Origin of the sequence: Mesorhizobium sp. LCM 4576, from assembly GCF_001854815.1 — a bacterium.
Taxonomy (GTDB): Bacteria; Pseudomonadota; Alphaproteobacteria; order Rhizobiales; family Rhizobiaceae; genus Mesorhizobium; species Mesorhizobium plurifarium.
This window is the reverse complement of record NZ_MDDT01000007.1, coordinates 285,807-309,567: the sequence shown is the minus strand read 5'-3', so window position 1 is coordinate 309,567 and position 23,761 is coordinate 285,807. Positions and strand designations below refer to the sequence as shown.

The 23,761-nt window shown below is 61.8% G+C and carries 24 protein-coding genes; 8 read left to right on the top strand and 16 right to left on the bottom strand.

Annotated elements, in window-relative coordinates; all coding sequences use genetic code 11:
* Window positions 1-450 precede the first annotated feature (450 nt).
* Both fixJ and LCM4576_RS03625 read right to left on the bottom strand, forming a co-directional pair.
* Window positions 451-1,062 carry a response regulator FixJ gene (gene fixJ, locus LCM4576_RS03630; RefSeq protein WP_071030553.1) on the bottom strand — a complete coding sequence of 204 codons (612 nt, stop codon included), beginning with the start codon at window positions 1,060-1,062 and terminating at the stop codon, window positions 451-453.
* On the bottom strand, window positions 1,052-2,539 hold the full coding sequence (locus LCM4576_RS03625) for a PAS domain-containing sensor histidine kinase (RefSeq protein WP_244510607.1): 1,488 nt from the start codon (window positions 2,537-2,539) through the stop codon (window positions 1,052-1,054). The genes fixJ and LCM4576_RS03625 overlap by 11 nt, the downstream gene beginning before the upstream one ends.
* A gap of 262 nt (window positions 2,540-2,801) precedes the next feature.
* Between LCM4576_RS03625 and LCM4576_RS03620 the strand changes: the two genes are divergently transcribed.
* Both LCM4576_RS03620 and mgtA read left to right on the top strand, forming a co-directional pair.
* Window positions 2,802-3,611 carry a universal stress protein gene (locus LCM4576_RS03620; RefSeq protein ID WP_071030552.1) on the top strand — a complete coding sequence of 270 codons (810 nt, stop codon included), beginning with the start codon at window positions 2,802-2,804 and terminating at the stop codon, window positions 3,609-3,611.
* 9 nt (window positions 3,612-3,620) lie between these two features.
* The gene (gene mgtA / locus LCM4576_RS03615) at window positions 3,621-6,293 is read left to right on the top strand and encodes a magnesium-translocating P-type ATPase (protein ID WP_083361288.1); all 2,673 of its coding nucleotides are present in this window, start codon (window positions 3,621-3,623) and stop codon (window positions 6,291-6,293) included.
* A gap of 50 nt (window positions 6,294-6,343) precedes the next feature.
* On the opposite strand, the gene LCM4576_RS03610 is transcribed toward mgtA, so the two are convergent.
* Together LCM4576_RS03610 and LCM4576_RS36225 are read right to left on the bottom strand one after the other, a co-directional pair.
* Complete coding sequence (locus LCM4576_RS03610; protein WP_041006384.1) at window positions 6,344-6,811, bottom strand: DUF2231 domain-containing protein; 468 nt, start codon at window positions 6,809-6,811, stop codon at window positions 6,344-6,346.
* 49 nt (window positions 6,812-6,860) lie between these two features.
* On the bottom strand, window positions 6,861-7,124 hold the full coding sequence (locus LCM4576_RS36225; protein WP_131803208.1) for a hypothetical protein: 264 nt from the start codon (window positions 7,122-7,124) through the stop codon (window positions 6,861-6,863).
* 109 nt (window positions 7,125-7,233) lie between these two features.
* Here LCM4576_RS36225 and LCM4576_RS03605 point away from each other — a divergent pair, with 109 nt between their 5' ends.
* The 3 genes from LCM4576_RS03605 to LCM4576_RS03595 are packed head-to-tail and all read left to right on the top strand — an operon-like array spanning window position 7,234 to window position 9,595.
* Window positions 7,234-7,584: a PepSY domain-containing protein gene (locus LCM4576_RS03605; protein ID WP_244508331.1), complete on the top strand. Its 351-nt coding sequence runs from the start codon at window positions 7,234-7,236 to the stop codon at window positions 7,582-7,584.
* Window positions 7,581-8,255: a response regulator transcription factor gene (locus tag LCM4576_RS03600; protein ID WP_071030550.1), complete on the top strand. Its 675-nt coding sequence runs from the start codon at window positions 7,581-7,583 to the stop codon at window positions 8,253-8,255. The genes LCM4576_RS03605 and LCM4576_RS03600 overlap by 4 nt, the downstream gene beginning before the upstream one ends.
* Window positions 8,255-9,595: a HAMP domain-containing sensor histidine kinase gene (locus LCM4576_RS03595; RefSeq protein WP_071030549.1), complete on the top strand. Its 1,341-nt coding sequence runs from the start codon at window positions 8,255-8,257 to the stop codon at window positions 9,593-9,595. Before LCM4576_RS03600 ends, LCM4576_RS03595 begins: the two co-directional genes overlap by 1 nt.
* Window positions 9,596-9,601: 6 nt before the next feature.
* Here LCM4576_RS03595 and LCM4576_RS03590 read toward each other — a convergent pair whose 3' ends face one another.
* Genes LCM4576_RS03590 through LCM4576_RS03580 form a run of 3 tightly spaced genes read right to left on the bottom strand, consistent with a single transcriptional unit; the run spans window position 9,602 to window position 12,640 of the window.
* Window positions 9,602-11,113: an RnfABCDGE type electron transport complex subunit D gene (locus LCM4576_RS03590; protein ID WP_071030548.1), complete on the bottom strand. Its 1,512-nt coding sequence runs from the start codon at window positions 11,111-11,113 to the stop codon at window positions 9,602-9,604.
* Window positions 11,110-11,829, bottom strand: a complete 720-nt coding sequence (locus LCM4576_RS03585; protein ID WP_244510599.1) for an FAD:protein FMN transferase — start codon at window positions 11,827-11,829, stop codon at window positions 11,110-11,112. The genes LCM4576_RS03590 and LCM4576_RS03585 overlap by 4 nt, the downstream gene beginning before the upstream one ends.
* A gap of 25 nt (window positions 11,830-11,854) precedes the next feature.
* The gene (locus LCM4576_RS03580) at window positions 11,855-12,640 is read right to left on the bottom strand and encodes an FMN-binding protein (RefSeq protein ID WP_071030588.1); all 786 of its coding nucleotides are present in this window, start codon (window positions 12,638-12,640) and stop codon (window positions 11,855-11,857) included.
* Between the two features lie 257 nt (window positions 12,641-12,897).
* Between LCM4576_RS03580 and LCM4576_RS03575 the strand changes: the two genes are divergently transcribed.
* The 3 genes from LCM4576_RS03575 to LCM4576_RS03565 all read left to right on the top strand — a co-directional run bounded on the left by LCM4576_RS03575 (window position 12,898) and on the right by LCM4576_RS03565 (window position 14,617).
* Complete coding sequence (locus LCM4576_RS03575) at window positions 12,898-13,593, top strand: VIT family protein (RefSeq protein ID WP_071030546.1); 696 nt, start codon at window positions 12,898-12,900, stop codon at window positions 13,591-13,593.
* Window positions 13,594-13,723: 130 nt separating this feature from the next.
* On the top strand, window positions 13,724-13,984 hold the full coding sequence (locus tag LCM4576_RS34420; RefSeq protein WP_073986272.1) for a DUF6455 family protein: 261 nt from the start codon (window positions 13,724-13,726) through the stop codon (window positions 13,982-13,984).
* Between the two features lie 153 nt (window positions 13,985-14,137).
* On the top strand, window positions 14,138-14,617 hold the full coding sequence (locus tag LCM4576_RS03565; protein WP_244510591.1) for a hypothetical protein: 480 nt from the start codon (window positions 14,138-14,140) through the stop codon (window positions 14,615-14,617).
* 71 nt (window positions 14,618-14,688) lie between these two features.
* Here the strand turns inward: LCM4576_RS03565 and LCM4576_RS03560 are convergent, their stop codons facing one another.
* From LCM4576_RS03560 to ccoN, 9 genes are all read right to left on the bottom strand, one after another.
* Entirely contained in the window at window positions 14,689-15,390 is a 702-nt protein-coding gene (locus LCM4576_RS03560; RefSeq protein WP_071030543.1) for a CBS domain-containing protein, read from the bottom strand.
* Between the two features lie 64 nt (window positions 15,391-15,454).
* Window positions 15,455-15,625, bottom strand: coding sequence for a cbb3-type cytochrome oxidase assembly protein CcoS (gene ccoS / locus LCM4576_RS03555; RefSeq protein ID WP_041005784.1), 171 nt, complete (start codon window positions 15,623-15,625; stop codon window positions 15,455-15,457).
* Window positions 15,622-17,907: a cation-translocating P-type ATPase gene (locus tag LCM4576_RS03550; RefSeq protein WP_071030542.1), complete on the bottom strand. Its 2,286-nt coding sequence runs from the start codon at window positions 17,905-17,907 to the stop codon at window positions 15,622-15,624. The genes ccoS and LCM4576_RS03550 overlap by 4 nt, the downstream gene beginning before the upstream one ends.
* A complete protein-coding gene (locus LCM4576_RS03545) occupies window positions 17,904-18,419 on the bottom strand; it encodes a FixH family protein (protein ID WP_071030541.1) in 516 nt (171 codons plus the stop codon). Before LCM4576_RS03545 ends, LCM4576_RS03550 begins: the two co-directional genes overlap by 4 nt.
* Window positions 18,416-19,975, bottom strand: a complete 1,560-nt coding sequence (gene ccoG, locus LCM4576_RS03540; RefSeq protein WP_071030587.1) for a cytochrome c oxidase accessory protein CcoG — start codon at window positions 19,973-19,975, stop codon at window positions 18,416-18,418. The genes LCM4576_RS03545 and ccoG overlap by 4 nt, the downstream gene beginning before the upstream one ends.
* Window positions 19,976-20,143: 168 nt before the next feature.
* Window positions 20,144-21,007: a cytochrome-c oxidase, cbb3-type subunit III gene (gene ccoP / locus LCM4576_RS03535; RefSeq protein WP_071030540.1), complete on the bottom strand. Its 864-nt coding sequence runs from the start codon at window positions 21,005-21,007 to the stop codon at window positions 20,144-20,146.
* Between the two features lie 2 nt (window positions 21,008-21,009).
* Window positions 21,010-21,159 (bottom strand): CcoQ/FixQ family Cbb3-type cytochrome c oxidase assembly chaperone, encoded by a 150-nt coding sequence (locus LCM4576_RS03530; RefSeq protein WP_041005791.1) that lies wholly within the window; start codon window positions 21,157-21,159, stop codon window positions 21,010-21,012.
* Window positions 21,160-21,172: 13 nt separating this feature from the next.
* A complete protein-coding gene (ccoO, locus tag LCM4576_RS03525; RefSeq protein WP_071030539.1) occupies window positions 21,173-21,904 on the bottom strand; it encodes a cytochrome-c oxidase, cbb3-type subunit II in 732 nt (243 codons plus the stop codon).
* A 10-nt stretch (window positions 21,905-21,914) separates the two neighbouring features.
* Complete coding sequence (ccoN, locus tag LCM4576_RS03520; protein WP_071030538.1) at window positions 21,915-23,525, bottom strand: cytochrome-c oxidase, cbb3-type subunit I; 1,611 nt, start codon at window positions 23,523-23,525, stop codon at window positions 21,915-21,917.
* Window positions 23,526-23,761: the final 236 nt, after the last annotated feature.

The following is a 23,761-nucleotide window of genomic DNA, read 5'->3' as shown; positions in this document are numbered from 1 at the left end:
ATTCATGGTGAGCTCCTTTGCCGGACACCCACCGCCGGTCGCGGCAGGCCTGTCCTGTTGGGTCACCATACTCAGTTTGCCGGTCTGGACTTTGAGCTAGGTCAATTCCCGTGCCGAAGTCAAACGAGCCTTGTGGCCATCCTTTCGAAAACTGATTCAAATCAAAGCGTTCGCCGGCATCTCGATCCACGGTAGGYGGATGTGGAATCCAATAGCAAGCGCCCCCTTTGGCCGTAGCCTCGAACTAGCCGTTCTGGACGAGGAAGGTCTGCACGCGCTTGTTTTTCCTTGCGAAAAAAGTCGGGATGGATGGGTGGATGTCGCTACCCGCGTTCGTGTCGATATCAGGCCGACCCACTGGCGAGACTGGGATCCAAAAGAGCGGCGGGCGAGCTTGCTGCGAGACCTGTCCTGACGTTGGCCAAAGGCGCGTGCAAACAAAAGCGGTGCTTAATGTTTGGGCTCGGCAATAAGTGCCATGCGTACCAGATGCGAGAGACTGCCCGCTCCCATTTTGCTCATGACATTCGCACGATGGATTTCAACCGTGCGCGGGCTGATCCCGAGATCGTAGGCAATCGTCTTGTTGGGCAAGCCGGAGACGAGCCCATCGAGCACTTGGCGCTCGCGTTCCGAGAGAGTGGCAAGGTTCTTCCGGATTTCGGTTGATTGCGGGTGGGCCGCGATGGGCTGGCTGCGGTGGGTCAGGGCCGAACGCAGTGAATCGATGAGAACCTGGTCGTCGAACGGCTTTTCGATGAAGTCGGCAGCGCCTTCCTTCATTGCCTGGACGGCAAGCGCGACATCGGCATGCCCGGTCATCACAATCACCGRCACGTTCAACCCGCGGGATTTCAATTGCCGCAGGAACTCGATGCCGTCGATACCAGGCATGCGCACATCAGTGACAATGCAACCGTCGACGTCCTTTGGCTCTGTCGCCAGAAATGCGGTCGCCGACTCGTAGAGGCGCACGGCAAAATCGGCTGTCGCGAGAAGAAAGCCCAGCGATTTGCGGACATCGACGTCATCGTCAACCACATGCACGACATCATTGGCCACTGGCGACCTCTTCCTTTTCTACCGCGCGCAGAGTGAACCGAAAGGCGGTTCCACCGCCGGGTGGAGTCTCTGCCCAGATATGACCACCGTGCGACTCGACGATAGTGCGACAAATAGACAGCCCTACGCCCATCCCCTGCTTCTTCGTAGTGACGAAGGGCTGGAAGAGCTGGGCCGAAACCTCGGGCGCCAGCCCCGGCCCGGTGTCGATAACGGCAACCTCTGCCATCCCGTCATGCCGGGCTGTGGTAGAGACACGCAGTTCACGGCGCGCCCCGCCCTGCATGGCCTCGACGGCGTTCCTCATAAGATTCAGCAACACCTGCTCAATCTGAATTCGATCGGTCAGAACGAGCTCGGCCGCTGGGTCGAGATCGTATGTAACGCGAACATCGGCCTCCCGCGCGYCAACCAGAGCGAGCGAAGAGGCATCCTCGATAAGCGTTGGCAGGCGTTCGACCTGGCGTTCGCTTTCGCCCCTGGCAACGAAGTCCCTGAGGCGACGAATGACGTCGCCCGCGCGCAAGGCTTGCTCGGCGGCCTTTTCGACGGCCTCTCGCAACATAGTCGCGTTCTCGTCATCGCTTTTCTCGAGCAGACGACGGCTGCCTTTGAGATAGTTTGTGATGGCTGTCAGCGGTTGGTTAATCTCATGCGCCAATGTCGAAGCCATTTCGCCGAGCGCGGTAAACCTTGCCATATGAAGCAGCTCCTGCTGCTGCTCTTGCATCCTCGCTTCCGTCCTATGGCGTTCGGTCAGGTCGCGACAGAAGCCCGTGAAGAAACGGCCCGTTCCCGGATGYATTTCGCCGACGGCCAATTCCATGGGAAAGGTCGTGCCATCCTTGCGCATCCCGGTCACGGTGCGTCCAAGTCCTATGATGCGGCGTTCTCCGGTGGAAAGGTATCTGTGCAGATAGGCGTCATGTTCCTCTCGATAGGGATTGGGCATCAGCAAACTGACATTTCGACCGATGACTTCGCTGGATTTATAACCGAACAGCATTTCGGCAGCAGTGCTGAAGGACTGCATCAGACCCTGTTCGTCGATAACGACCATGGCATCGGGTACAGTCGCCAGGATCGAACGCAGGTGATCCTCACGCAGTTGCAGCGCGGCGTTGGCGAAGGACAGCTCGCTGACGTCCGTGCCTTGAACGAATATCGCGGTGATCCGGCCGTCCTTCGCTTTAATGGGCTGATAGACGAAGTCTAAGATGCGTTCTTCCGCACTRCCCGTCTCGACGTTGCGGTATACGACCTTGACGCTTCGGCCCACATAGGGTTCGCCAGTCTCGTAGACGCGGTCCAGCAATTCGAAGAAACCTTGGCCGTCGAGGTCGGGAAAGGCCTCGCGCACCGATTTGCCAATGACATTTCGCTGGCCGACCATTCGTTGATAGGCGGCATTCGCCAGTTCAAACACGTGCCCGGGCTCTCTTAGCAACGTCATGAAACCCGGTGCTTGCTCAAACATCAATGCAAGCAACTCATGTTCCGGCAAATCATCACTTCGCGGCAAACCGTCAAGCGAAGCGGCCGATTCGGCGATGGCTCCCGCGGAAACTGGGCTCTTCTGGGTCACATCCACTCTGCTCTTGAAGGAACACTGGCGATCACTGGTTTAGCACTCAAGCAGGCATTCGCAAACATAGAGCTACCGGAGTTTGATCAGCATCAAGGTCGTGCACCTCTCGGAGTGGCACCATCAATCGATCATCGTCTCCTGAAGGTGCCGCATGTCCTACAAAACGATTGTCGTCAACTTGGCCGTCGATACCGATCCGGCGCCAATCGTGAAGCTTGCGGCAGAAATGGCGCATCGCTTCGATGCTCACCTCATCGGCTTCGCTGCCGCGGATGTTCCGCCCTTGGTGGCCACGGGGGAAGGCCTAGTTTATGAAGGCGAGGTCATGCAGGTCAAACGGCAGGAGATCGAGAAGCGTCTTGCCGAACTGCGCGACACCTTTGAGAAGTTTGTCCCGCACTCCATCAGCAGCGAATGGAAACAATATATTTGCGGTCCGACTCGCGCTTTAGGACTGGTAGCTCGCTCAGCCGATCTCATCGTGACCACCAATGGCGGCGATGATGTGTTCCGTGCCCTCGATGTAGGAAGCTTGGTGCTCGGGGCCGGTCGCCCCGTGCTGGTTGCGGCCGRCAATGCCGAACACCTGCTTGGGAAAACCGTCCTGGTCGCCTGGAAGGACAGCCGGGAAGCACGACGGGCTTTGTCCGATGCCTTGCCGCTCCTCGCCAAGGCGAAAGAGGTTGTAGTCGCCACGATGGAAGCAGCCTCGGGAAAGGATGTTCGAGACAGCCTTGCCGACGTCGCGGTGTTTCTGGAGCAGCATGGCATCATGGCGCGARCCGAAGTGATCGCCTGTGCGGCGAATGGCGAGGGGCTGATGGCGTTTGCTCGCTCGGTCGACGCCGATCTGATCGTGTGCGGCGCCTACGGTCACAGCCGGCTCAGGGAATGGGCCTTCGGCGGCATCACACTTTCGCTGATTGGCGAGAGCGGTATCAGCCGCCTGTTTTCGAATTGACTTACAACCATGGTGATCGAGGCGGCAGATGGCACGGACCGGCCGGGGGGCATAGCGGGTGAGGAGAAATCGATCAGCCGCTTTTCTGGCCGTGTTGAGCCTGCCTACTGGTCGCTCGAAACGGATGAGCTGGTCGGCCGGCTGGAGACCTCCACTTCCGGCCTGATGCGCGTCGATGCAGCAGCCAGGCTGGCCAAATTCGGTCGCAACGAACTGGCGCCTCGATCCGGCGGATCGGCGCTGAGCGTATTCGCGCGTCAGTTTCGCAGCCCATTGGTCCTGATCCTGGTCTTTGCCGCCGCCGTTTCGGCGTTCGTCGGGGAGGGGCATGAAGCTGCAATCATCGGCGCGATTGTGCTTGYCAGCTGCGCCCTCAGCTTCACTCAGGAATATGGCGCGTCTCGGGCGATGGAGGTGCTGCAACAGCGCATCTCCCGCAAGGCCACCGTGCTGCGGGACAGCTTCGAACGCAMCGTCGATGTCGGGGAGATTGTCCCTGGCGACGTCGTCTGCCTGTCGGCTGGCAGTCTCATCCCTGTCGACGGCGTCATCCTGGAGTCGCGGGATTTCAACGTCAGCGAATCCGTTCTGACCGGCGAAACTTTTCCCGTCGTGAAGTCCGCGGGCCGCTCCGCGCCCGAGGCCGGCATTACGCAGCGAACCAATGCCGTCTTCAYCGGCACGTCGGTTCGCAGCGGAACGGCGAAGGTGCTGGCCGTCGCCACGGGGACGCAGACCGAATTCGCATCGATCGCCGAAGCATTGGAGCGACGGATACCCGAGACCGAGTTCGCGCGCGGCATCAGGATGTTCGGATATCTGATGACCGAGATCATGCTTGTGATTGTCATCCTGGTGTTCTTCGCCAATGTGATGCTCAACCGGCCCTTCATCGAATCCCTATTGTTTTCGCTGGCGCTGGYGGTTGGCCTGACGCCTGAACTGCTTCCGGCGATCATCAGCGTAACCTTGGCAAGAGGCGCTCGGACGATGGCTGCCAACGGTGTCATCGTGCGCCGTCTCGATGCCATCGAGAATCTCGGCAGCATGGATCTGCTATGCACTGACAAGACCGGGACGCTCACGGAGGGCGTCATCCGCCTTGATGGCTGGTTCGACGTCGAGGGCAATTCGTCGATTGACGTCCTGCAGTGGGCCCGGCTCAACGCGACTTTGCAGACGGGCCTCAAGAATCCTCTGGACGAGGCAATTGCGGGCGCTCCGCGTGGACAGGGGAATTTGTCCGGGTTCTCCAAGATCGACGAGATCCCTTATGATTTTGTTCGCAAGCGCTTGTCGGTCGCCGTCCACGATAGCAAGCGAGAACAGATCCTTGTCACCAAGGGGGCGGTGCAGAATGTCCTCGACGCTTGTGGCTTCGTGCAGGGTTCGAATGGCTTGAAACCCCTCGGCGCGACGGAACGCGAGGCGATCGACGAACGATTCAGACGCTGGAGCGCCCAAGGGTATCGCGTTCTCGGCCTGGCGATCCGGCGATTTCAGGACAAGGCGGGCTTTAGCCGTGGCGACGAGACTGAAATGGCGTTCGCGGGGTTCCTGCTGTTTCTCGATCCGCCAAAGGAGGGGGTGCGGGAGATACTGTCGGCGCTTGCCGACCGAGGCATTGGCGTAAAGGTCATTTCCGGCGACAACCGCTATGTCGCGGCGCATCTGGCCGAGGCCGTGGGTCTGCAGGCCGACAGGATCATGACCGGCGAAGATCTATCGAAGCTGACGAAGAACGGGCTTCTGGCCGGCGTCCGCAATACCGATCTTTTCGTCGAGATCGATCCGAACCAGAAAGAGCGCATTGTCGAGGCGTTGCGCCGGAGCGGCCACGTGGTCGGCTATCTCGGCGATGGCATCAACGACGCGCCGGCGCTTCATGAAGCCGACATCGGCATTTCGGTCGATACGGCTGTCGATGTGGCGCGCGAGGCGGCGGACGTCATCTTGCTCAAGCGCGACCTGAGCGTGCTGGTGAAGGGCGTCGACGATGGCCGCAAAACCTTCGCCAATACGATGAAATACATATCCATCACGACCAGCGCCAATTTCGGCAACATGATCAGCATGGCTGCCGCCTCCCTTTACCTGCCGTTTCTGCCTCTGCTGGCCAAGCAGATCCTGCTGAACAATTTTCTTTCCGACATTCCGGCTCTCGCGATCGCAGGTGACAATGTCGATGTCGATCAGGTGCGCCGGCCGCGTCACTGGGACATCCATTTCGTGAGACGTTTCATGGTGAGTTTTGGACTGGTGAGCTCGCTCTTCGACTTCACAACCTTCGCGTTTCTCCTTCTGGCCGTTCATGYCACTGCAGCTACATTCCAGACGGCTTGGTTCGTGGAATCCGTGCTCACCGAACTCGCTATCGTGCTCGTCGTGCGGACCCGCAGGAGGCTTTGGCGCAGCCGTCCGAGCCTTCTGCTTGCGGGCCTCGCCGTCGGCATTGGCCTTACCACCATCGCCATTCCTTTTGCCCCGTTCGCCRGCTGGTTCGGATTTGTGCCTCTGGCAGCGCCGGTACTGGCAGGGCTGCTCGCGATCACCGCGCTCTACGTGCTTGTGTCCGAGCTTACAAAGAGCCGGCTTTTCGATCATGGCAGCCGAGCCAAGCCCCGCCGAAGAACTCCGGCCTCAAATCCGCACCGGACCGCGCCGGTCCGCATCCCTGGCTGAGCCAAGGGACGCGGACCAACGTGGACGACCCGAGGTCCAAGACTGCGACGTCAACCGCCGACGGCGGCCTTGGTGACGTTAACGCCAAGGTCGTAGACCAGCTGCCCACCATAATACGCTGTCACCGTGACCAGGGCCGCGCCGGCAACTTCAATGGCGGGTATGGCCGGTCCCAGCGTTTTCAGTTCGCGATTGCGCACCCAAAGAGCGAGCCGGAGGAGACCCCAGCCCAGAAAGGCCAGGGCGCTGATCCCGCCCAGGCCCTCATGGATCTCGGCTATCTGGCTGCTGAATCCCGCGGCCTCGGCATGGTCGAGGGCGATGCCGCCAAAGAACCAGGTGCTGACGGCGAATATTCCTGCGGCCGCCGCCGCAAAACTGGAAATCGTACCCACGCCACTGCGTGTCGTAACGGCATTGCGGTTCGCGAGCGCGGCGAGGTCGATGACCACGAGCGTGTACATCAGAACAATAGGAAAATGCACCAGAATGGGATGGATATGCTGAATTTCAGGCATTGCAGATATTCTCCAGAAAGATTGAGCAAATAATCAGTCGGATGGCCAATCAGTCGTCGCTATTGCCGGGTTCGTCGGCTCGTTCGCTGCGCGCACTGGATGCGGATATGCGGCCGTCACCTTCGTCGTCGCCGATGYCCTTCACCGCCTTGGGTCCGGCGGCGCTCATCATCGGGATGGCCTCGAAGTCGATTGTTGAGGAAGATGTGGGGGATGCGGCCCCGCACGATTCATGGTCGGATTCCGCGGCCGCGGGCAGGACAAAGGCGGCCAGACCTCCAAGAGCGACAAGCAGGACCGGAAGATTGCGCATGGTTTCAAATCCTTCTTTGCGCGCCCGTCATCGGGCGCGGCGGCCCTTGATAGAGACGTGCTCCTTGCCGCCGGCTGACGATGATTGACAGCGGTTTGACAGCTTCGGCATGCGACAGCTCTCCTCCATGAAAACCGCTTTGATGCGCCTGGCCGCCCTGGGGACGGCCGCACTTGTGCTGGCCACGCCGTCGGCCGTCCGGGCGCAGGACGACGACGATGACCACGATCGGGCGCGCGACCTCTATGAGCGTGGCGAAATCGAGGGCCTTGCCGATATCATGGCCATTGTCCGCGCCAGAGCTCCCGGTGAGATCGTTGCGGTCGACCTCATCCGCGCCGGAGGCAAGTGGATCTATCGATTCCAGGTGGTTGCAGCCGATGGCCGGCGCAGGGTCGTTGACATCGACGCCGGCGCCGGCGCCGGCGGCGTTTTGAGCAATGAAGGCGACCACAAATGAAGATCCTCGTGGCAGAAGACGAACCGCGTATTGCGGCCGACATCGCGGCGGTTTTGAAGGCCTCAGGCATGGCCGTCGATATCGTGAGCGATGGTGAAGCCGCCTGGTTTGCGGGCGACGTCGAGAACTACGATGCGGCGATCCTCGACCTGGGATTGCCGAAGCTCGACGGCCTCACGGTGCTGAAGCGCTGGCGCGCCAATGGCCGGCGCTTTCCGGTGCTGATCCTGACGGCGCGCGGACTGTGGACCGAGCGGGTGGAAGGCATCAACGCCGGTGCCGACGATTACCTTCCCAAGCCTTTTGAAATGGAGGAACTGCTCGCACGATTGCGCGCCATCCTGCGCCGCTCAAGCGGGCAGGCRGCGCCAGTCCTGACGTCGGGCCCCTTGTTGCTCGACACGCGCCAGATGCGCATCTCGCTTCGCGGCATTCCCGTGGCACTTTCGCCGCTCGAGTATCGGCTTCTCGCGTTCCTGATGCATCATGCCGGTCGTGTGGTCGCGCCGACCGAGCTCGCGGAGCATCTTTACAGTTCCGACAACGAACGCGACCCGAACACGATCGAAGTCATCGTTGCGCGTCTGCGGCGGAAACTTGGCAGCGATGTCATCGAAACCCGACGCGGCTTCGGATATTTCGTGCCGGACGGGCCTGGYGGGCCCGGCTGATGCGCAATTCGATCCGCCTAAGGCTATGGTCGGCCGCAGCCATATCGATTGTGATCGCGCTTGGCATAGCCGGCGTCGGCCTGCGTTATCTGTTCGAGCTCAACGTCGAGCGGCGGGTCGTCAGCGAGTTGACCGTCGACCTCAATGAGTTGATCGGTGCGACGAGCTTCGCGGCCGACGGCCGCCTGCTGGTCGCATCGACGCTGGCGGATCAGCGCTTCGCCAGTCCGCTGTCCGGGCATTACTGGCAGGTGGAAGACCTTGCGACCGGCAACCTCGTTCGATCGCGCTCCTTGTGGGATGCCACGCTCGCCTTGCCCGAGCAGGCAGCGAATGGCGAACTGAGGAAGGAAGAGCTCAGGGGGCCAGGCGGCGAGCTCACCGTCGCCGTTCTGCGTACGATTACCGACGCCGACGGGAGGGCGTTTCGTGCTGTCGTTGCGGAGGATCACCGCAATGTCGAGGTCTCGGTGGGGGAATATGTCCGTGATCTCGCGCCGGCGCTCACGGTGCTCGCATTCGCCCTGATGGGCGCATTCTTCATCCAGATCACCGTCGGCTTGGCGCCATTGGAAGGCCTGCGAGTCGCCGTCAGGGACGTGATTGCGCAGCGAAAGGCTCGTCTTGATGTCGCCGCGCCGAGCGAAGTCCAGCCACTTGCTGAGGAGATAAATCGCCTGCTCGCCGCCCAGGAGAAGGCCCTGTCTCGCGCCCGCTCGCGCGCCACTGATCTGGCGCACGGCCTCAAGACGCCCCTGCAGGTGCTTTCTGCCGATATTCGGACCTTGCGCAAGAAGGGTGAAACCGAACTTGCCGAGGAGATCGAGAAAAGCGCCGGCGCAATTCGCCGCCACGTCGAGCGGGAATTGGCGCGTGCTCGCCTGGCGCCCGGCGTTTCCGGYGATGCCGCCTGCCTTGTCCGGGAGGTGGCGAACGGCGTGATTGCCGTCCTCAAACGAACGCCAAGGGGCAAGCAGCTGTCATTCGCGATCGACGTCGCCGAGGATTTCACGGCGCCGGTCGACGAGGGCGATCTATCCGAGGTCCTCGGCAATCTGGTGGAGAACGCGACGCGCTTCGCGAAATCGCTGGTTCGTGTGAGCGCATCCGCAAGCGCCGGCGAAGTCATCATCAAGGTCGTCGACGATGGGCCGGGCATTCCGGAGGCCGCCCGGAATGCCGCTTTGTTGCGTGGTGTCCAGCTTGACAGCAAGGGCGGCGGCAGCGGCCTCGGCCTGGCGATCGTTTCGGACATCGTCGAAGCTTATGGCGGCCGCCTCGAAATGGCGAACGCCAACTCCGGTCTGGCGGTGACCATTTACCTGCCTCGGCCTGGTTGAGCGCGTTCAGGCGAATCCGGGGAAGTAATCGACCTTAATTCTGGAACGGCGAACTCCCATGGTCAGCAGCTTCCCGCGCAGCGCCTTGACCATGACCTGCGGGCCGGAGATGTAGAAGGTGCGTTCCAGGTAGTCGGGCATGGTGAGGCGTACCAGGCGGGCGTCGATATAGCCCGGATACTGGCCACGCTCAGCACCCTTGGCCACGGCATGGAACGTCCTTATGCCCAGTTCGCGTCTCGCTGAGCCAAGCACGTCGCGATAGGCGATGTCGTCTTGTCCCTCTGTTCCATAGAGAACGACGATGGGCCGAATTTCCTGACGATCGATGAGATATTGCAGCATCGAACGAAACRGCGTGATGCCGATGCCGCCCGCCAGGAAAGCGATCTTCGTCTTCGGATCGKATGGCAGCGTGAAATCGCCGGCCAGTTGTGAAGCGTGGATCGTGGCGCCGGGCCTCATGGCGCCCAGCGCCCGCTTGAAGGCGCTCGATTGCGGATAGAATTTTACGCCAAGCCGCACGGATTGCTCGGTAGGCGATGAGGCGACGGTGAAATAACGCCGGTTGCCGCGATTGTCGGAATGGTCGAGGCCAAGTGTCCACTCAAGGTACTGGCCAGCCTGGAAGGCAAGCTTTCGCTGTGACCTGAAGATGAAATCATAGCTGTCGGCGGCGGTTTGCTCGATGCGTTCCAGGGTCAGCACGAAGCGCCCTTTCGGACCGATCGAATAGGCGAAGAGGTTGCCGACCAGAAGCGCAAGCTCGGGTGTGAAATAGAGCGAGYCGACATGGATGTTGGGTGCGAACAGGAAACCGACGATGGCGGCAAAGGCGATCCGCGGCCAGCGCTGTGCGGGCGCCGTCAGGGGCTCGGTCAACATCACGAAAGCAAAGAACAATAGCGGCGATGAGCCCAGYGTTTCCTTGAAGGCGGCGCCATATTGCGCTGGCTCGGTTGTTGCTAGGACGGTCGCAATGGCCACGACCAGAAATGTCGCGACAAGATCCAGGCGGCGCAGTTTCCGGACGACCAGAATCCCGCCGATGAGGACGAAGGGAAGCAGCCATGGATTGCCACCGACCCACCAGGTGGCGGGCTGGTTCAGCAACAGTGCCGACAACGCCACGCCGACGGCCGCCGGATTGAAAAGGTGCTTTCGACCAACGGCCAGAATGTATTTCGATGAGATCGCCCAGACAGAGGCGAAAGCAACTGCCGCGATGCCCTTCAGGTCCGTGACGGCGACCGGGTCGAGGATGAGGGCCAGAATGAGCGCGGTGATATAGACGGATTCGTTGTTTGCCGGGACCTCGAAGACCAGCGCGAAAGCTTTGTTGGTGATCCAGCAGGCGMTGACTGCCAGCGCTGCGGTGAAAGCGAGCGCAAGTGGATCATGCGGCACGAGCTTGACGAAGCAGAAGGCGAAGGCTGTGCCCAGCAGCGCCATCAGATAGTGGAGCACCAGCCGGTACATGGTCAGGTGGTCGAGGAACCGGTCGATTGCCTTGATCATGGTTCGCAAAGGTCTCCGAATCCGGTTGTCGGCGTGGCGCGGCCGTTGCTGTCGACGACATAACCCTCCAGCCCCGGAGCCTGCTCGATGAAGAGGATACCGTCGCGACCCATGGCGAAGGCCGCGSTGGCGAAGCGATYGGCTTCGAGCACGTCGGATCCGACGACCGTYAGGCTGACGATGTCGGTGATAGCGTCGGAAGGCTCATGGGGATTGTAGATATGCTGGCCGCGCGCATAGGTGCCCGACGTGGCGACGCCGCGCCCGCGCGGATAGACGACCTTGATGATCTCATCCGTCTTGAAGGGGTTGCGGATGCCGACGCTCCAGTCTTGCCCGGAAGCGTTCTTGCCCAAGGACTGGATGTCGCCGCCCGCTTCGATGAAGAAGTCCCGAACCCCCGCCTGACAGACAATTTCGGCTGCATTGCGAATGGCCCAGCCCTTGACGATGCCGGACGGGTCAAGCGAGCCATTGGCCTTGTGGATGTCGAAAAATCCACCTGTCTCGCTTCTTGTCCGCTCGGCCAGCGCCAGCACTTCCATCATTTCGCCGCTCCAATCCTTGACCGGAACGTCGCCTCGGTTGATGGCGGAAATCTCGCTGTCGGTCCTGTAGGTGCTGAAGCGCCGATCGATTTGCTCGAAATAGCCGAAGACGGAGTCGATCAGCGAGCCGGCGGYGCCACCGACATCGACCGTGATCGGCATTCCCATCAGAATTCGGGTTTCGCGCATGGGGTCAGGAAGAAGCCTTCCTCAGGGCGCCGCCGAGCGATTGGATGAAGGCTTTGCTGGTCAGCGTCGCGCCCGAGATGATATCCACATCGGCGCTTTGCGCGCCGATCGCTTCGTCGCGCAGCATCGGCAACGCCTGCCGGTTGATGTTGACCGAGGTACGGCGGTCATTGGGGTATCTCAGCACCTTGAGTGCAGTGACCCGGCCACCCTGGACAAGCGCCTGGATCTGGATGATGCCGTAATAGGCATCGGCGGCTGGACCGGTGTAGACCCCGTCGGCATAACCGTGCGCCGCGAGCTTCATGCCGGTATGGAGGATGCGCGCTTGGGGATAATCCGGCCGCGGCTGCGGGATGGGAATGTAGACGGCAGGCGTCACCGCGAAAGACGGTGTCTGCGGCAGGGCGGCATTGGTATTTAGGGGCTCCACCTTTGGCTTCGGCGGCGGGGACGGTGCCGGTGTGACCTCCGGCGGCCTGTCGGCAAAGGTAGGCTGCGGCGCCGCGGCCGCAATCGTCGTGGAAGCATCCTTCCTGGCCTCGACCGTTGTGCGTGGCACCGGCTCCCGTGGCACATTCACCGGGGAAGCTGCCGGCAGGGTTGCCGCCGCTGCCGGGACCGGGCTGGCAGGAGAGGACGGAGCGATCGGCGCCAACGGGGCCTGCTCCGCCGCAGCCGCGGTCCCCTGTGTGTCGATCGGATCGTTGCCGGGAAGCTTGCCCGCCTGATCCCAGACATAGGCCCCGGACGAGGCGATCACGAAGAGGGACAAGGCGATCTGTTTCATGAGCATCGTTCCGATTTCGAGCACGCTCCGGCCGAGCCGTTTCGTGCAGGTTAGGAGCAATATCTCATGAGCTAGCTGACAACTGGCTGTCAGCGCTCTGGCTAGCGAAAAATACCGGGTCGACGAACCGGGGTCGCCGATTGACTTTGATCAAGGCATTTGTTCGGATCGCGGGGCAGTGAACGGTCGGGCTGCCTTCCTGGCTTGCCGATGTGGACTTAAACCCTAGCCGAACCGACAACTGTCCCTYTGCTTAGATGAGTCGTCTTCACACCGAAAATCACCTGGTTTCACGCGTCGGTTGGTTGCGGGCCGCGGTGCTCGGCGCGAACGACGGCATCGTCTCGACCGCCAGCCTGATCATTRGCGTTGCGAGCGCCAATGCCACCACGGCCAGCGTGCTGGTAGCCGGCGTCGCGGGTCTGGTTGCGGGCGCCATGTCGATGGCCGCCGGCGAATATGTATCCGTCAGTTCCCAGGCCGACACCGAGCACGCRGATCTCGCGCGTGAACGGAACGAACTCGCAAGCCAACCCGAGTTCGAGAGGCAGGAGCTTGCCCAGATCTACATCGATCGCGGTGTGGAACCTCAATTGGCGTTGCAGGTGGCCGATCAGTTGATGGCCAAGGACGCTCTTGGCGCACACGCCCGCGACGAGCTTGGCATTTCCGAGGTGACCGCCGCACGACCGATACTGGCAGCGCTGGCTTCGGCGGCGGCGTTTTCAATCGGCGCGATCATGCCGCTGGCTATGGTGCTTCTTTCACCGCCCTCCCGACTTGTTGCCGTCGTTTCGATCGCATCGCTGTTGTTCCTGGCCGTGCTCGGCGCAATCGGCGCGAGGGCTGGCGGCGCCAATGTATGGAAGGCCACCATTCGCGTCACCTTTTGGGGAGCGCTGGCAATGGCCCTGACCGCAGGTATCGGCGCGATATTCGGCACGGTCGGTTAGGCCGCTTCACCGAGCATGGTCTGCACTTCAGGTTACGTCCTCTCAGGCAGACGGGCTCTTTCGTTGATCGAAGTCAACGCCACACGCCGCCTGAGATGGCAATGATTTGCGGTCTGAGGAGTGTGCCGACATGAGCTTTCTCGAATATCTGATCGGGGCTGACGCCAAAACCGCCTTGATGGAACGCATGATGCGGAAGATGGGTGTCGACAGGCAGCTGAAAGTTGTGGCGGATCACGCAGCCGTCGCCAGTCGTGCCGTTGACCGGTGCCGGTCTTGCGGCCACCAGGACGAATGCGCCGCCTGGCTCGACGAAACCGCGCATGCCGATCATCCGCCGGCCTATTGCCGCAATAGCGACTTGATCGCTCGATTGCAGTCCGTCCGCTGATTGAACCTTGATGCTGGACGCAACGAGCTGCTTGGCGAGCGGGCAGCAAACAAGCCCGGAAGGCCACATGGCGGCTGACTGATGTCAAACGATCTATTTCTTCTGGAAGCATTTCTGCTCTTTGTCGCTCCAGGGCCAACCAACGCTCTCCTGATGGCGGCCGCGGTCAAACGTGAGCAGGCGACCAGGCTCTTGGCGGCACAGGCGTGCGGCTATGGGATCGCGGCGGCTTTCTGGCTTTTGTCGCGTCCTTTGATGCCGGCCGACGCCGTCCAGATTCTGAAATTCGTCGCGGTTGGATGGCTTTCAGTCCTGGGGCTGCGCCTGATGGCCGGCAATTCCAGYGGTGCACCGGGCCGCCACGACGGCGTTTCCGTGCTGGCAACGACCGCGCTCAATCCAAAGGCTTTCATCTATTGCCTGGCGATGGTGCCGATGGATGCCGGTTGGGACGAACTTGGGATCTTCTGGCTGATGCTTGTCGGGACCACCGCCATAACAGGATCGCTATGGGTTTTGCTGGGCAAGTGGCTGGGCGGAGGCAGGCGGATAGCCGACAAGATCGCGGGCGCGGCGCTTGTTGGATTTGYGCTGTTGCTGCTTCGACCGTTGTTGATCGCGGCTGCGGTCTAACGCTGGACAGGAAGCCCCGAGCGCGGTGCGGCCCAGGGTCGGGACGAGCGCTACACGCCGACGCACGCTTGTCAGGAGACGAGCACGACCGACAACGGTCCCGCGTAGAAGAGCTTGTCCGTGACTTTCTTGACCCCGGCGATGTTCTCCGCGGCGACGACTGCGGCCTTTCTCTGGCGCTCGTCGAAAATGGCGCCATTCAATTCTACCTCTCCCTTCTTGACGGTGACGCCGATAAGGTCGCCGCCGACGCTCCAGGATTGCCCCCGCAACTCGGCAAGAATGTTCCTGCGGATGACCTCGTCATCGACAGTCGCAGAGCCTGACTTGGGCAGAGCGCGAAGCAGGATGCGCATCAGATCGGAGCGGCTGACGATGCCGACGATCTTACCCGCGTCAAGGATGGGTACGTTCTTGATGTCGTGGGTCGCCATGAGTTCGACGATCTCGGCGAGCGAGGCGCCGGGCGCTGCCGAAACGACGCCGGTGGTCATAACCTCGCCCACCCGGCGGCCGTTCGAGCGGACATACTCGTCGGCGAGCTTGYCAGGACCGACAAGAAACTCCAGCCAGCGAGGCCGCCCCCGTCTGGTGCCAAGTTCGCCTCGGCGCAGGAAATCGCCTTCGCTGATGACGCCAGCCGGCGATCCATCGTCTCCCACGACCGGCAGGCAGCGGATGTTCCTGGTCAACATCAGATCCGCCGCTTCGGCAACCGAGGCAGAGGCGGTGATCGTGACCACCGGTGTCGTCATGATGTCCCGAGCTTGCATCGAAATCTCCGGCTTTTCGTCAACCGCTTTTCGGACATCGAGAACGACGCCGCCTTGATCTACGTCAGTTCGATTGCCGGCCTTCGCCGTCTCGCTGATCAGGTTCGATCAATATCCGCTCCGCGGCTCCATCGAGGTCCTCGTATTGGCCGCTGCGCAAAGCCCACAGGAAGCCGGACAAACCGAGTGCTCCCAGGAACAGGGCCACCGGAATGAGATAGACGAGCGTGGTCATGGACGGACCGCGTTTATGACATCGGTGCGGCGTCGGGCCGGCACGGCCTCAGGCGCTGTCTTCGACGTTGCGTGAAGCCGCATCGCATTTGCGATCACGACCAACGAGGAGGCGCTCATTGCGATCGCCGCGATGAGYGGCGTCACATGGCCCAAGACGGCGATCGGAACAGCGAAGGTGTTGTACAYGATCGCGATGGCGATGTTCTGGCGAATGAGCCGGCCGGCCTTGCGCGAGACATCCAGGGCGAGYGGCACCGCCAACAGGCTCTCGCGCAGGAATACGAAATCCGCGGCCTGCCGGCCAATGTCGGCCGCGGTTGCGGGAGCCATCGAAACCTGCGCCGCTCGCAGCGCCGGTGTGTCGTTGAGGCCGTCGCCCACCATCAGCACCTTGTGGCCGGCGCGGGTCAGCGCTTCAATCCACTCGACCTTTCCGGAGGGTAGCAGAGCCGGCACGAAACTTTCGATCCCCAATGATTTGGCAACCTCGTCGCAGGCCCTGGAAGTGTCTCCGGACAACATGTCGACCGAAACCCCGGCATCCTTCAACCGCTGGATCGTTGCCCTGGCGTCCTGTCGAAGCGCGTCCTCGAACGTGAAGCAGGCTACGATGTTCCCATTCCTGGAAAGCACGGTGCCGCCATAGCCRCCGGGTTTGCCTTCGCCGCCGGTGCGAGCCTTCCAGCCMGCCCATCCGCGTCGTCCGAGCCGCCACGTATTCCCCTCCGCTATGGCCTCGACGCCGAAGCCCGGGTGCTCGGCGACGGATTCGACGCCGGGTTGRCCGGAGTGCCCCGCATAGCTGGCGATGGCCCTCGAGAACGGGTGGTGGGAATGGGCGGCCATGTCTGCCGCGATCGCAAGCATGGTCGGATCGATGGAGGACGCATTCATCAGTTTTGGGCGTCCGAGCGTCAACGTGCCGGTCTTGTCGAACACAGTCGTGTCGATCGTCGCGAGACGCTCCATAGCAGAACCGTCCTTGACCATGACGCCGGCCTCGAACAGGCGTCGGGCCGCGACGACCTGGACGATCGGCAYCGCGAGACCGAGCGCGCAGGGGCAGGTGATGATCAGCACGGCGATAGCGATGGTGAGAGCCCGGTGCCAATCGCCGGACGCGACCATCCAGCCGAGGAATGTCACAAAGGCCGCCAGATGGACGACGGGCGCGTAGAGCGCCGATACGCGATCGGCGATGCGCCGGTAGCGCGAGCGGCCACCTTCCGCAGCCTCCATCAGTCGGACCATCTCCGCCAGGAAGGAGTCCTTCGCCGCAGCGGTTGCCTGCATCGTCAGCGGACCCGTCAGGTTGAGCGTGCCAGCCTGGACATGGGCGCCGGCCCCGACGGCCTTTGGCGCGCTCTCCCCGGAGACGATCGAGCAGTCGAGGTCGGAATTCCCGCTGACGATGTCGCCGTCGACCGGTATGCGTTCTCCGGCCGCAATAAGCAGGCGCATTCCCGGCATCAGTTCGGCGACCGGCACGTATTCGCGCGTGCCGTCGTCCCGCTGAACCATCGAGCCCCGCGCCGCGAGCCTCGAAAGGCTGTTGACGGCGGTTCGCGCGCGTTCGCGCATCACATGGTCCAGCGTGCGGCCGATCAGCAGGAAGAAGAGCAACGATACCGAGGCGTCGAAATAGGCGTGTTCGCCATGAGTGATGGTCTCGTAGAGGCTCATCGCGTAAGCCAGCGAAACCCCCACCGCGATCGGCACGTCCATGTTCATGCGGCCATGGCGCAGCGCGTTTGCGGCTGAGCGGAAGTAGATGCCGCCGGCGAAGGCGAGAGCCGGAATGGCGATCAGCGCGGACAACCAGTGGAACAGATCTCGCGTCGCGCCTTCGGCGCCGGACCAGACCGACACCGAGAGCAGCATGATGTTGCCTGCCGCGAAGCCGGCCACCGCGACAGCGCGGATCAGCTCCGAGAGTGTCCTGTCCTTTTCCTGGATTTCCGGCTCGAACAGGTGCGCCTGATAGCCCAGCCTTGAAAGCGCTGCGAAAAACGGCGGGACCTGTTCTCCGCGCCAGCGAACGGATACTCGCTTGGTCGAGAGATTGACGCGGGCGGAATCGATGTTTTCGAGCTTGGCCAGCGCAGCCTCGATCGCCTGGATGCAGCCTGCGCAATGAACGGACGGAACCGACAGGTCCGTCTGGCGACAGCCCCCGTCCAATGTGCGGCTGGCCAGCTTTATTTCGTCGCTGGACGGCACGGCGGACGCCGCGCCGGCAACCTCCAATGCCATCTCGGCCCCTGGCGCGCAGCAACTCATTGCAGGACCCMGTTCGAGATCATGATGCGGCGAACGTCACGGAACGGCGACGTCAGCCCGGCGTCCGCATCGATCTCCACTATCCAGACGCCATTCTTGGGCGTGTGCCGAACGGCAAACRCGCCCATGTTCCCCGAAGTGTCGCCGGGCACCGCCGCAAGTGTCAGAGCTTCGTCCTCGGCCTCGTAGGCCGGGTGGCGGAACAGCATCCTGACCCCGTGCAGCGGCACCGGTTTGCCCTGGCTGTCGACAAGGCTGTAACGGACCTCGCCGGAGGCGACGGTCAGCTTGCCTGTCCAGCCTAGCGCCGCCTGCGCCCTTCCTTTCCTCGCTTCTTCGTTGAACTGCTGGCTGGCAACATACGTGTTCTCTACGACGAGGCCGGTCCAGCTCTTCCGGGCGAGCGTGGCCATGGTGACGTTGACCCCGATCACCACCGCGAAGAAAGCGAGAACGAAGATCAACATATGCTTGCCGGTGAACTCGCGCGGCTTCCGCATTTCGGCGTTCATCTGCTGTGCTCCGGGGCATTGAAAGTGGCGGTATATTCGGCGGTCTCGGAACTTGCCTTGTCGTCGATGCGGAATTCGAACCTCTGCGCCGGCYTCCTGATCTGGTCGGCCGGTTGCCTGACGAAGATCTTGAGCGTCTTCAGCCGGTCCGGCTCGACTGCAATGGAGAATGAGCGGCTCGGGGGCTGCTMAATGCCGACGATGCTCATCTCGCCGCCGTCGAGGCCTTCCAGCGTCACCTCGATCGTCCTCGGCTCGGGTATCATGTTGAGCAGCTTGACCGTATAGCCGTTGCGGATCGAGCCGTCCGAAAGCGTCACGAACTGAGGATTGCGATCATGCAGGACATTGAGCTCCAGCCGCTCGCGCGTCAGCAGCGAATAGACGAGCACCAGGCCGATCGCCGACCATGCGCCGAGATAGATGTAGGTGCGCAGCCGGAAGATCTTGCCCAGATGGAAATGTGACAGGCTGTCGACGAAAGCGCCACTCGCTGTTCTTACGAGCGATGGATTGACTGGATTTGTGCCGCCCACGGTCGCCACCGCCATGTTGGCATTGTAGTCCGCCAGGGTCGCGTAGGAGATCAGTCCGCGCTCGCGACCGAGCTTGTCYATGACACCATCGCAGGCATCGATGCAGAGCGCACAGGTGATGCATTCGAGCTGCTGCCCGTCGCGGATGTCGATCCCCATCGGGCAGACGGCAACGCAGGCATTGCAATCGACGCAATCGCCGGCCGGCAGACCGGCGKCGAGAGCCTTCTTGGCATGGCGCGAACGCGGCTCGCCGCGCCAGTCGTTGTATGTGACGGTCAGTGAGTTTTCGTCGAGCATGGCGGCCTGAATTCGCGGCCAGGGGCACATGTAGGTGCAGACCTGTTCGCGCATCAGTCCGCCGAAGACATAGGTCGTGCCGGTCAGGACGGCGATCGTGACATAGGCGACGGGCGCCGCCGTACCGGTGACGACTTCGCCGAGCAGCTTGGGCGCATCGGCGAAATAGAAAATCCAGGCGCCGCCGGTGGCTACCGCGATGACGAGCCAGACGGCGTGCTTGGTTATGCGCAGCAAGAGTTTGCGCGCGCTCCAGGGAGCGGCGTCCAGTTTCATGCGGGCATTGCGATCGCCTTCGATCGCCCTTTCCACGACAAGGAACAGGTCGACCCAGACGGTCTGCGGACAGGTGTATCCGCACCAGGCTCGCCCGACTGTCGATGTGATCAGGAAAAGACCGACGCCCGCCATCATGAGGAGGCCGGCGACGTAGTAGAACTCCTGCGGCCAGATCTCGATGAAGAAGAAGTAGAAGCGCCGGTTGGCCAGGTCGATGAGAACGGCCTGGTCGGGAGCGAAGGGACCTCGATCCCAGCGCAGCCAGGGGGTCAGGTAATAGATGCCGAGTGTGATCGCCATCACCAGCCATTTGAACTGGCGGAAGCGGCCGGAGGYCCGCTTTGGGAAGATTTTCTTGCGCGCGGCATAAAGCGGCTGCCGCGTCTTTGCGGAGTTGACCGCCTCAGCCTCGAGCCGTTCTACCTGCGACTGATCCAGCACGACGATCTCCAATCGCGGCCTATGACGCCGCCTTTCTCCAGCAGTCTTGCCATCGCTCGCGCTCGGCGCGTTGATGCAGGTCAAATTGAATCGGCAAAAGCAAGTCGAGGCCCGGCATGGCCGGGCCTCGTCGCTTGAACGGCTGAGGGCCGAGAATAGGCCCCGCTCCTATTCTCCGCCGCCAAGCGAATGGACATAGACAGCCAGTTCCTTGACCGTCGTCTCGCCGAGACGACCGACCCAGGCAGGCATCACCCCGTTCTTCGGAGCTCGCACCTGCGAAGCAATCGCGGCTTCGCCGGAACCGTGGAGCCAGATCGCATCCGTCAGATCGGGAGCACCGAGGTCCCTGTTGCCCTTCGCGGTGTCGCCATGGCAGACCGCGCAATTGTCCGCGAAAACCTTGGCGCCGGGCTCGATCAGGCTCTTGTCCCGCACCGGCCCTGAAAGGCTGGCCACAAAAGCGCTGACCTGAGCGATCTGATCCGGCTTGAGCACGTCGGCAAAGACAGGCATCTCCGACTGGCGAGTATCCGCGTCCGGGGCGAAACGAATGCCGTGCGTGATCGTCTGCTGGATCTGCTCCGCCTTGCCACCCCAGAGCCAATCGTCATCGTTGAGGTTCGGAAAGTCTGTCGACCCTTGCGCGCCGGAGCCATGGCACTGCACGCAGTTGACCTTGAATGCCGCGCCGCCGGCCCCGACGGCGAACTCGCGCAAAGTGTCGTCAGCAGCAATTTCCGAAACGGTTTTGGACTGTATCGCCGCGACATATTTGGCCTTGGCAGCCTCAGCCGCGGCCATTTCGTTCTTGACGTCGTTGCGGCTGGAAAAGCCCAGGGCGCCCTTGGTGGCGGAACTCAGCATCGRCCAGGCGGGGTAGGCAATGGTGTAGGCGAGTGCCCAGGCGATGGTGATGTAGAAGGTTATCACCCACCAGCGTGGCAAGGGATTGTTGAGTTCCTTGATGCCGTCCCACTCATGGCCGGTCGTCGTCACGCCGGAGATTTCGTCGACATGCTCGCTGCTCATGATCAATCGTCCTTGAGAGGTATCTGTGCGGCGTGGTCGGCATGCGCCTTGCCGCCGGGTCGAAGCGCAAAAGCGATGCAGCCTACAAAGAACAGGGCCATCGCAAGCAAGCCCCAACTGTCGGCGAACTCCCGCATCAAATTATATTCCATCGGTCTGTGCTCCTCAGCGGTAGCCGGCGGCTTCGTCGTAGTTCTTGAAATCGACCAGGGTGCCGAGCATCTGGAGGTAAGCCACCAGGGCGTCCATCTCGGTGACCTGTTGCGGATTGCCGTCGAAGTCGCCGACMTTGGCCTTCGGATATCTCTTCTCCAGGCCTGACGTGTCGGCATTGGGATCGGCCTGTGCCATCAGATCCGCATTGGCATTGGCGATCATGTCATCGGAGTAGGGGACACCGACACGCCGGTTGGCGACGAGATGCGTCGAAAAGTCCTTCACCTCGATCGGCGTGTCCTTCAGGAACGCGTAGCTCGGCATGATCGACTCGGGCACGACGGATCGCGGGTCGGTAAGGTGCTGGACGTGCCAGCTGTTGGAGTAGCGGTCRCCGACGCGAGCGAGATCCGGCCCCGTTCGTTTGGATCCCCACTGGAACGGGTGATCGTACATCGACTCGGCCGCCAGGCTGTAGTGGCCGTAGCGTTCCACCTCGTCCCGGAACGGCCTGATCATCTGGCTGTGGCAGAGATAGCATCCCTCTCGCACATAGATATTTCGGCCGGCGAGCTCGAGCGGCGAGTAGGGCCGTATGCCCTCGACCTTCTCGATCGTATTGTCGAGATAGAAGAGCGGCGCGATCTCGACGATACCGCCGACGGTCACCACCAGCAGGGATCCGACAAGAAGCAACGTGGCGTTCTTCTCGATCAGCGCGTGTCTATCCATCAGGCCCATGTCTGGCTCCTTATTCGGCAGGCTGGAGGGCGGGGGCGATACCTGGCAAAGGCTGCTCTTTGCGCTGGTAGCCACGAATGGTCATGGTGACATTCCAGGCCATGATCARCATGCCGGTGAGGTACATGGCGYCGCCCGCCGCACGCATGAGATAGTAGGGATGCATGGYGGCGACGGTCTCGGCGAAGGAGTAGACGAGGAACCCCTGCTCATCGTACTCGCGCCACATGAGCCCTTGCATGATGCCCGAGACCCACATCACCGCGGCGTAGACGACGATGCCGAGCGTGGCCAGCCAGAAGTGCCAGGTGACAAGCCGCAGCGAATAGAGCCGCTCGCGATTCCAGAGCTTCGGCACCATGTAGTAGATCGCGCCGAACGTGATCATGCCGACCCAGCCGAGCGCGCCTGAATGGACATGGCCGATGGTCCAGTCGGTGTAGTGCGAGAGCGAGTTGACGGTCTTGATCGACATCATCGGACCTTCGAAGGTCGACATGCCATAGAAGGCGATGGCCGTAACCATCATGCGGATGATCGGATCGGTGCGGATCTTGTCCCAGGCGCCCGACAGYGTCATCAGGCCGTTGATCATGBCGCCCCATGACGGCATCCACAGCATGATCGAGAACACCATGCCGAGTGTCTGCGCCCAGTCGGGCAGGGCGGTGTAATGGAGGTGATGGGGCCCAGCCCAGATGTAGAGGAAGATCAGCGCCCAGAAGTGGATGATCGACAGGCGGTATGAGTAGACGGGCCGGTTCGCCTGCTTCGGGACGAAATAATACATCATGCCGAGGAAGCCGGCCGTCAGGRAGAAGCCGACCGCGTTGTGGCCGTACCACCACTGCGTAAGTGCGTCCTGGACGCCGGAAAAGGCCGAATAGCTTTTCGAYCCCAGGAATGATGCCGGCATCGACAGATTGTTGACGACGTGGAGCATCGCAATGGTGACGATGAAGGAGAGGTAGAACCAGTTGGCGACGTAGATATGCGGTTCCTTGCGCTTCAGGATCGTGCCGAGGAAGAGCAGGAGATAGGCGACCCAGACGATGGTCAGCCAGATGTCGACATACCATTCCGGCTCGGCATATTCGCGGCTTTCGGTGATGCCCAGCAGATAGCCGGTCGCGGCCATGACGATGAAGAGCTGATACCCCCAGAAGACGAACCAGGCGAGGTTGCCGCCGAACAACCGCGCCCGGCAGGTGCGCTGGACGACGTAAAGCGAGGTGCAAATCAGCGCGTTGCCGCCGAAGGCAAAGACGACGCCGGAGGTGTGGAGCGGCCGCAGCCGGCCGAAATTGAACCAAGGCTGGATGTTGAGGTCAGGGTAGGCGAGTTGCAGCGCGATGATCACGCCGACCAACATGCCAACGACGCCCCAGAAGACCGTTGCGATGGCMCCGTAGCGGATCGGACCATCCATGTAGGCGGAGGGGTCGATCGGCGCCGCGGGCTTGAAATCCGAATTGCGCAGCAAGATCGCGGTAAAGCCAGCCACCGCGAAGAACAAAACCCACATGTGCTGGCGAAAAGGCTCATCCGCGCCGAAGCCGGCGGCCACAAGGGCAGCAAAAGCAAACAGGCCTAAAAGGACGATCTCCGTGCCAAATTTCATCGCAAGTCCCCGATCTCGTCTCGAAAGTTCCGGCGGAAATGCCCGCTCGCGGCACCATTTTGGGATTTTCCGTTCCCGGGCCTTGATTCAAGTCAAACGCGACGCGCTTTTGTTTTGGGGAAGGTTGCCGCGACCGTTGGAGCACAGCTTTGGCAGTGATGTGAACAGGCAGCAGCGCCGATGAAACGACCCGCAGGGCCGAAGTCGGCGACTCTGGAGGGTCAAAGCCAGACGAC

Coding starts and splice junctions, on each gene's coding strand:
- LCM4576_RS03610 (WP_041006384.1), bottom strand. CDS start 6,811: ATGCCTGAAATTCAGCATATCCATCCCATTCTGGTGCATTTTCCTATT.
- LCM4576_RS03605 (WP_244508331.1), top strand. CDS start 7,234: ATGCGACAGCTCTCCTCCATGAAAACCGCTTTGATGCGCCTGGCCGCC.
- LCM4576_RS03580 (WP_071030588.1), bottom strand. CDS start 12,640: ATGAAACAGATCGCCTTGTCCCTCTTCGTGATCGCCTCGTCCGGGGCC.
- ccoS (WP_041005784.1), bottom strand. CDS start 15,625: ATGACCACGCTCGTCTATCTCATTCCGGTGGCCCTGTTCCTGGGAGCA.
- LCM4576_RS34420 (WP_073986272.1), top strand. CDS start 13,724: ATGAGCTTTCTCGAATATCTGATCGGGGCTGACGCCAAAACCGCCTTG.
- LCM4576_RS03530 (WP_041005791.1), bottom strand. CDS start 21,159: ATGGAATATAATTTGATGCGGGAGTTCGCCGACAGTTGGGGCTTGCTT.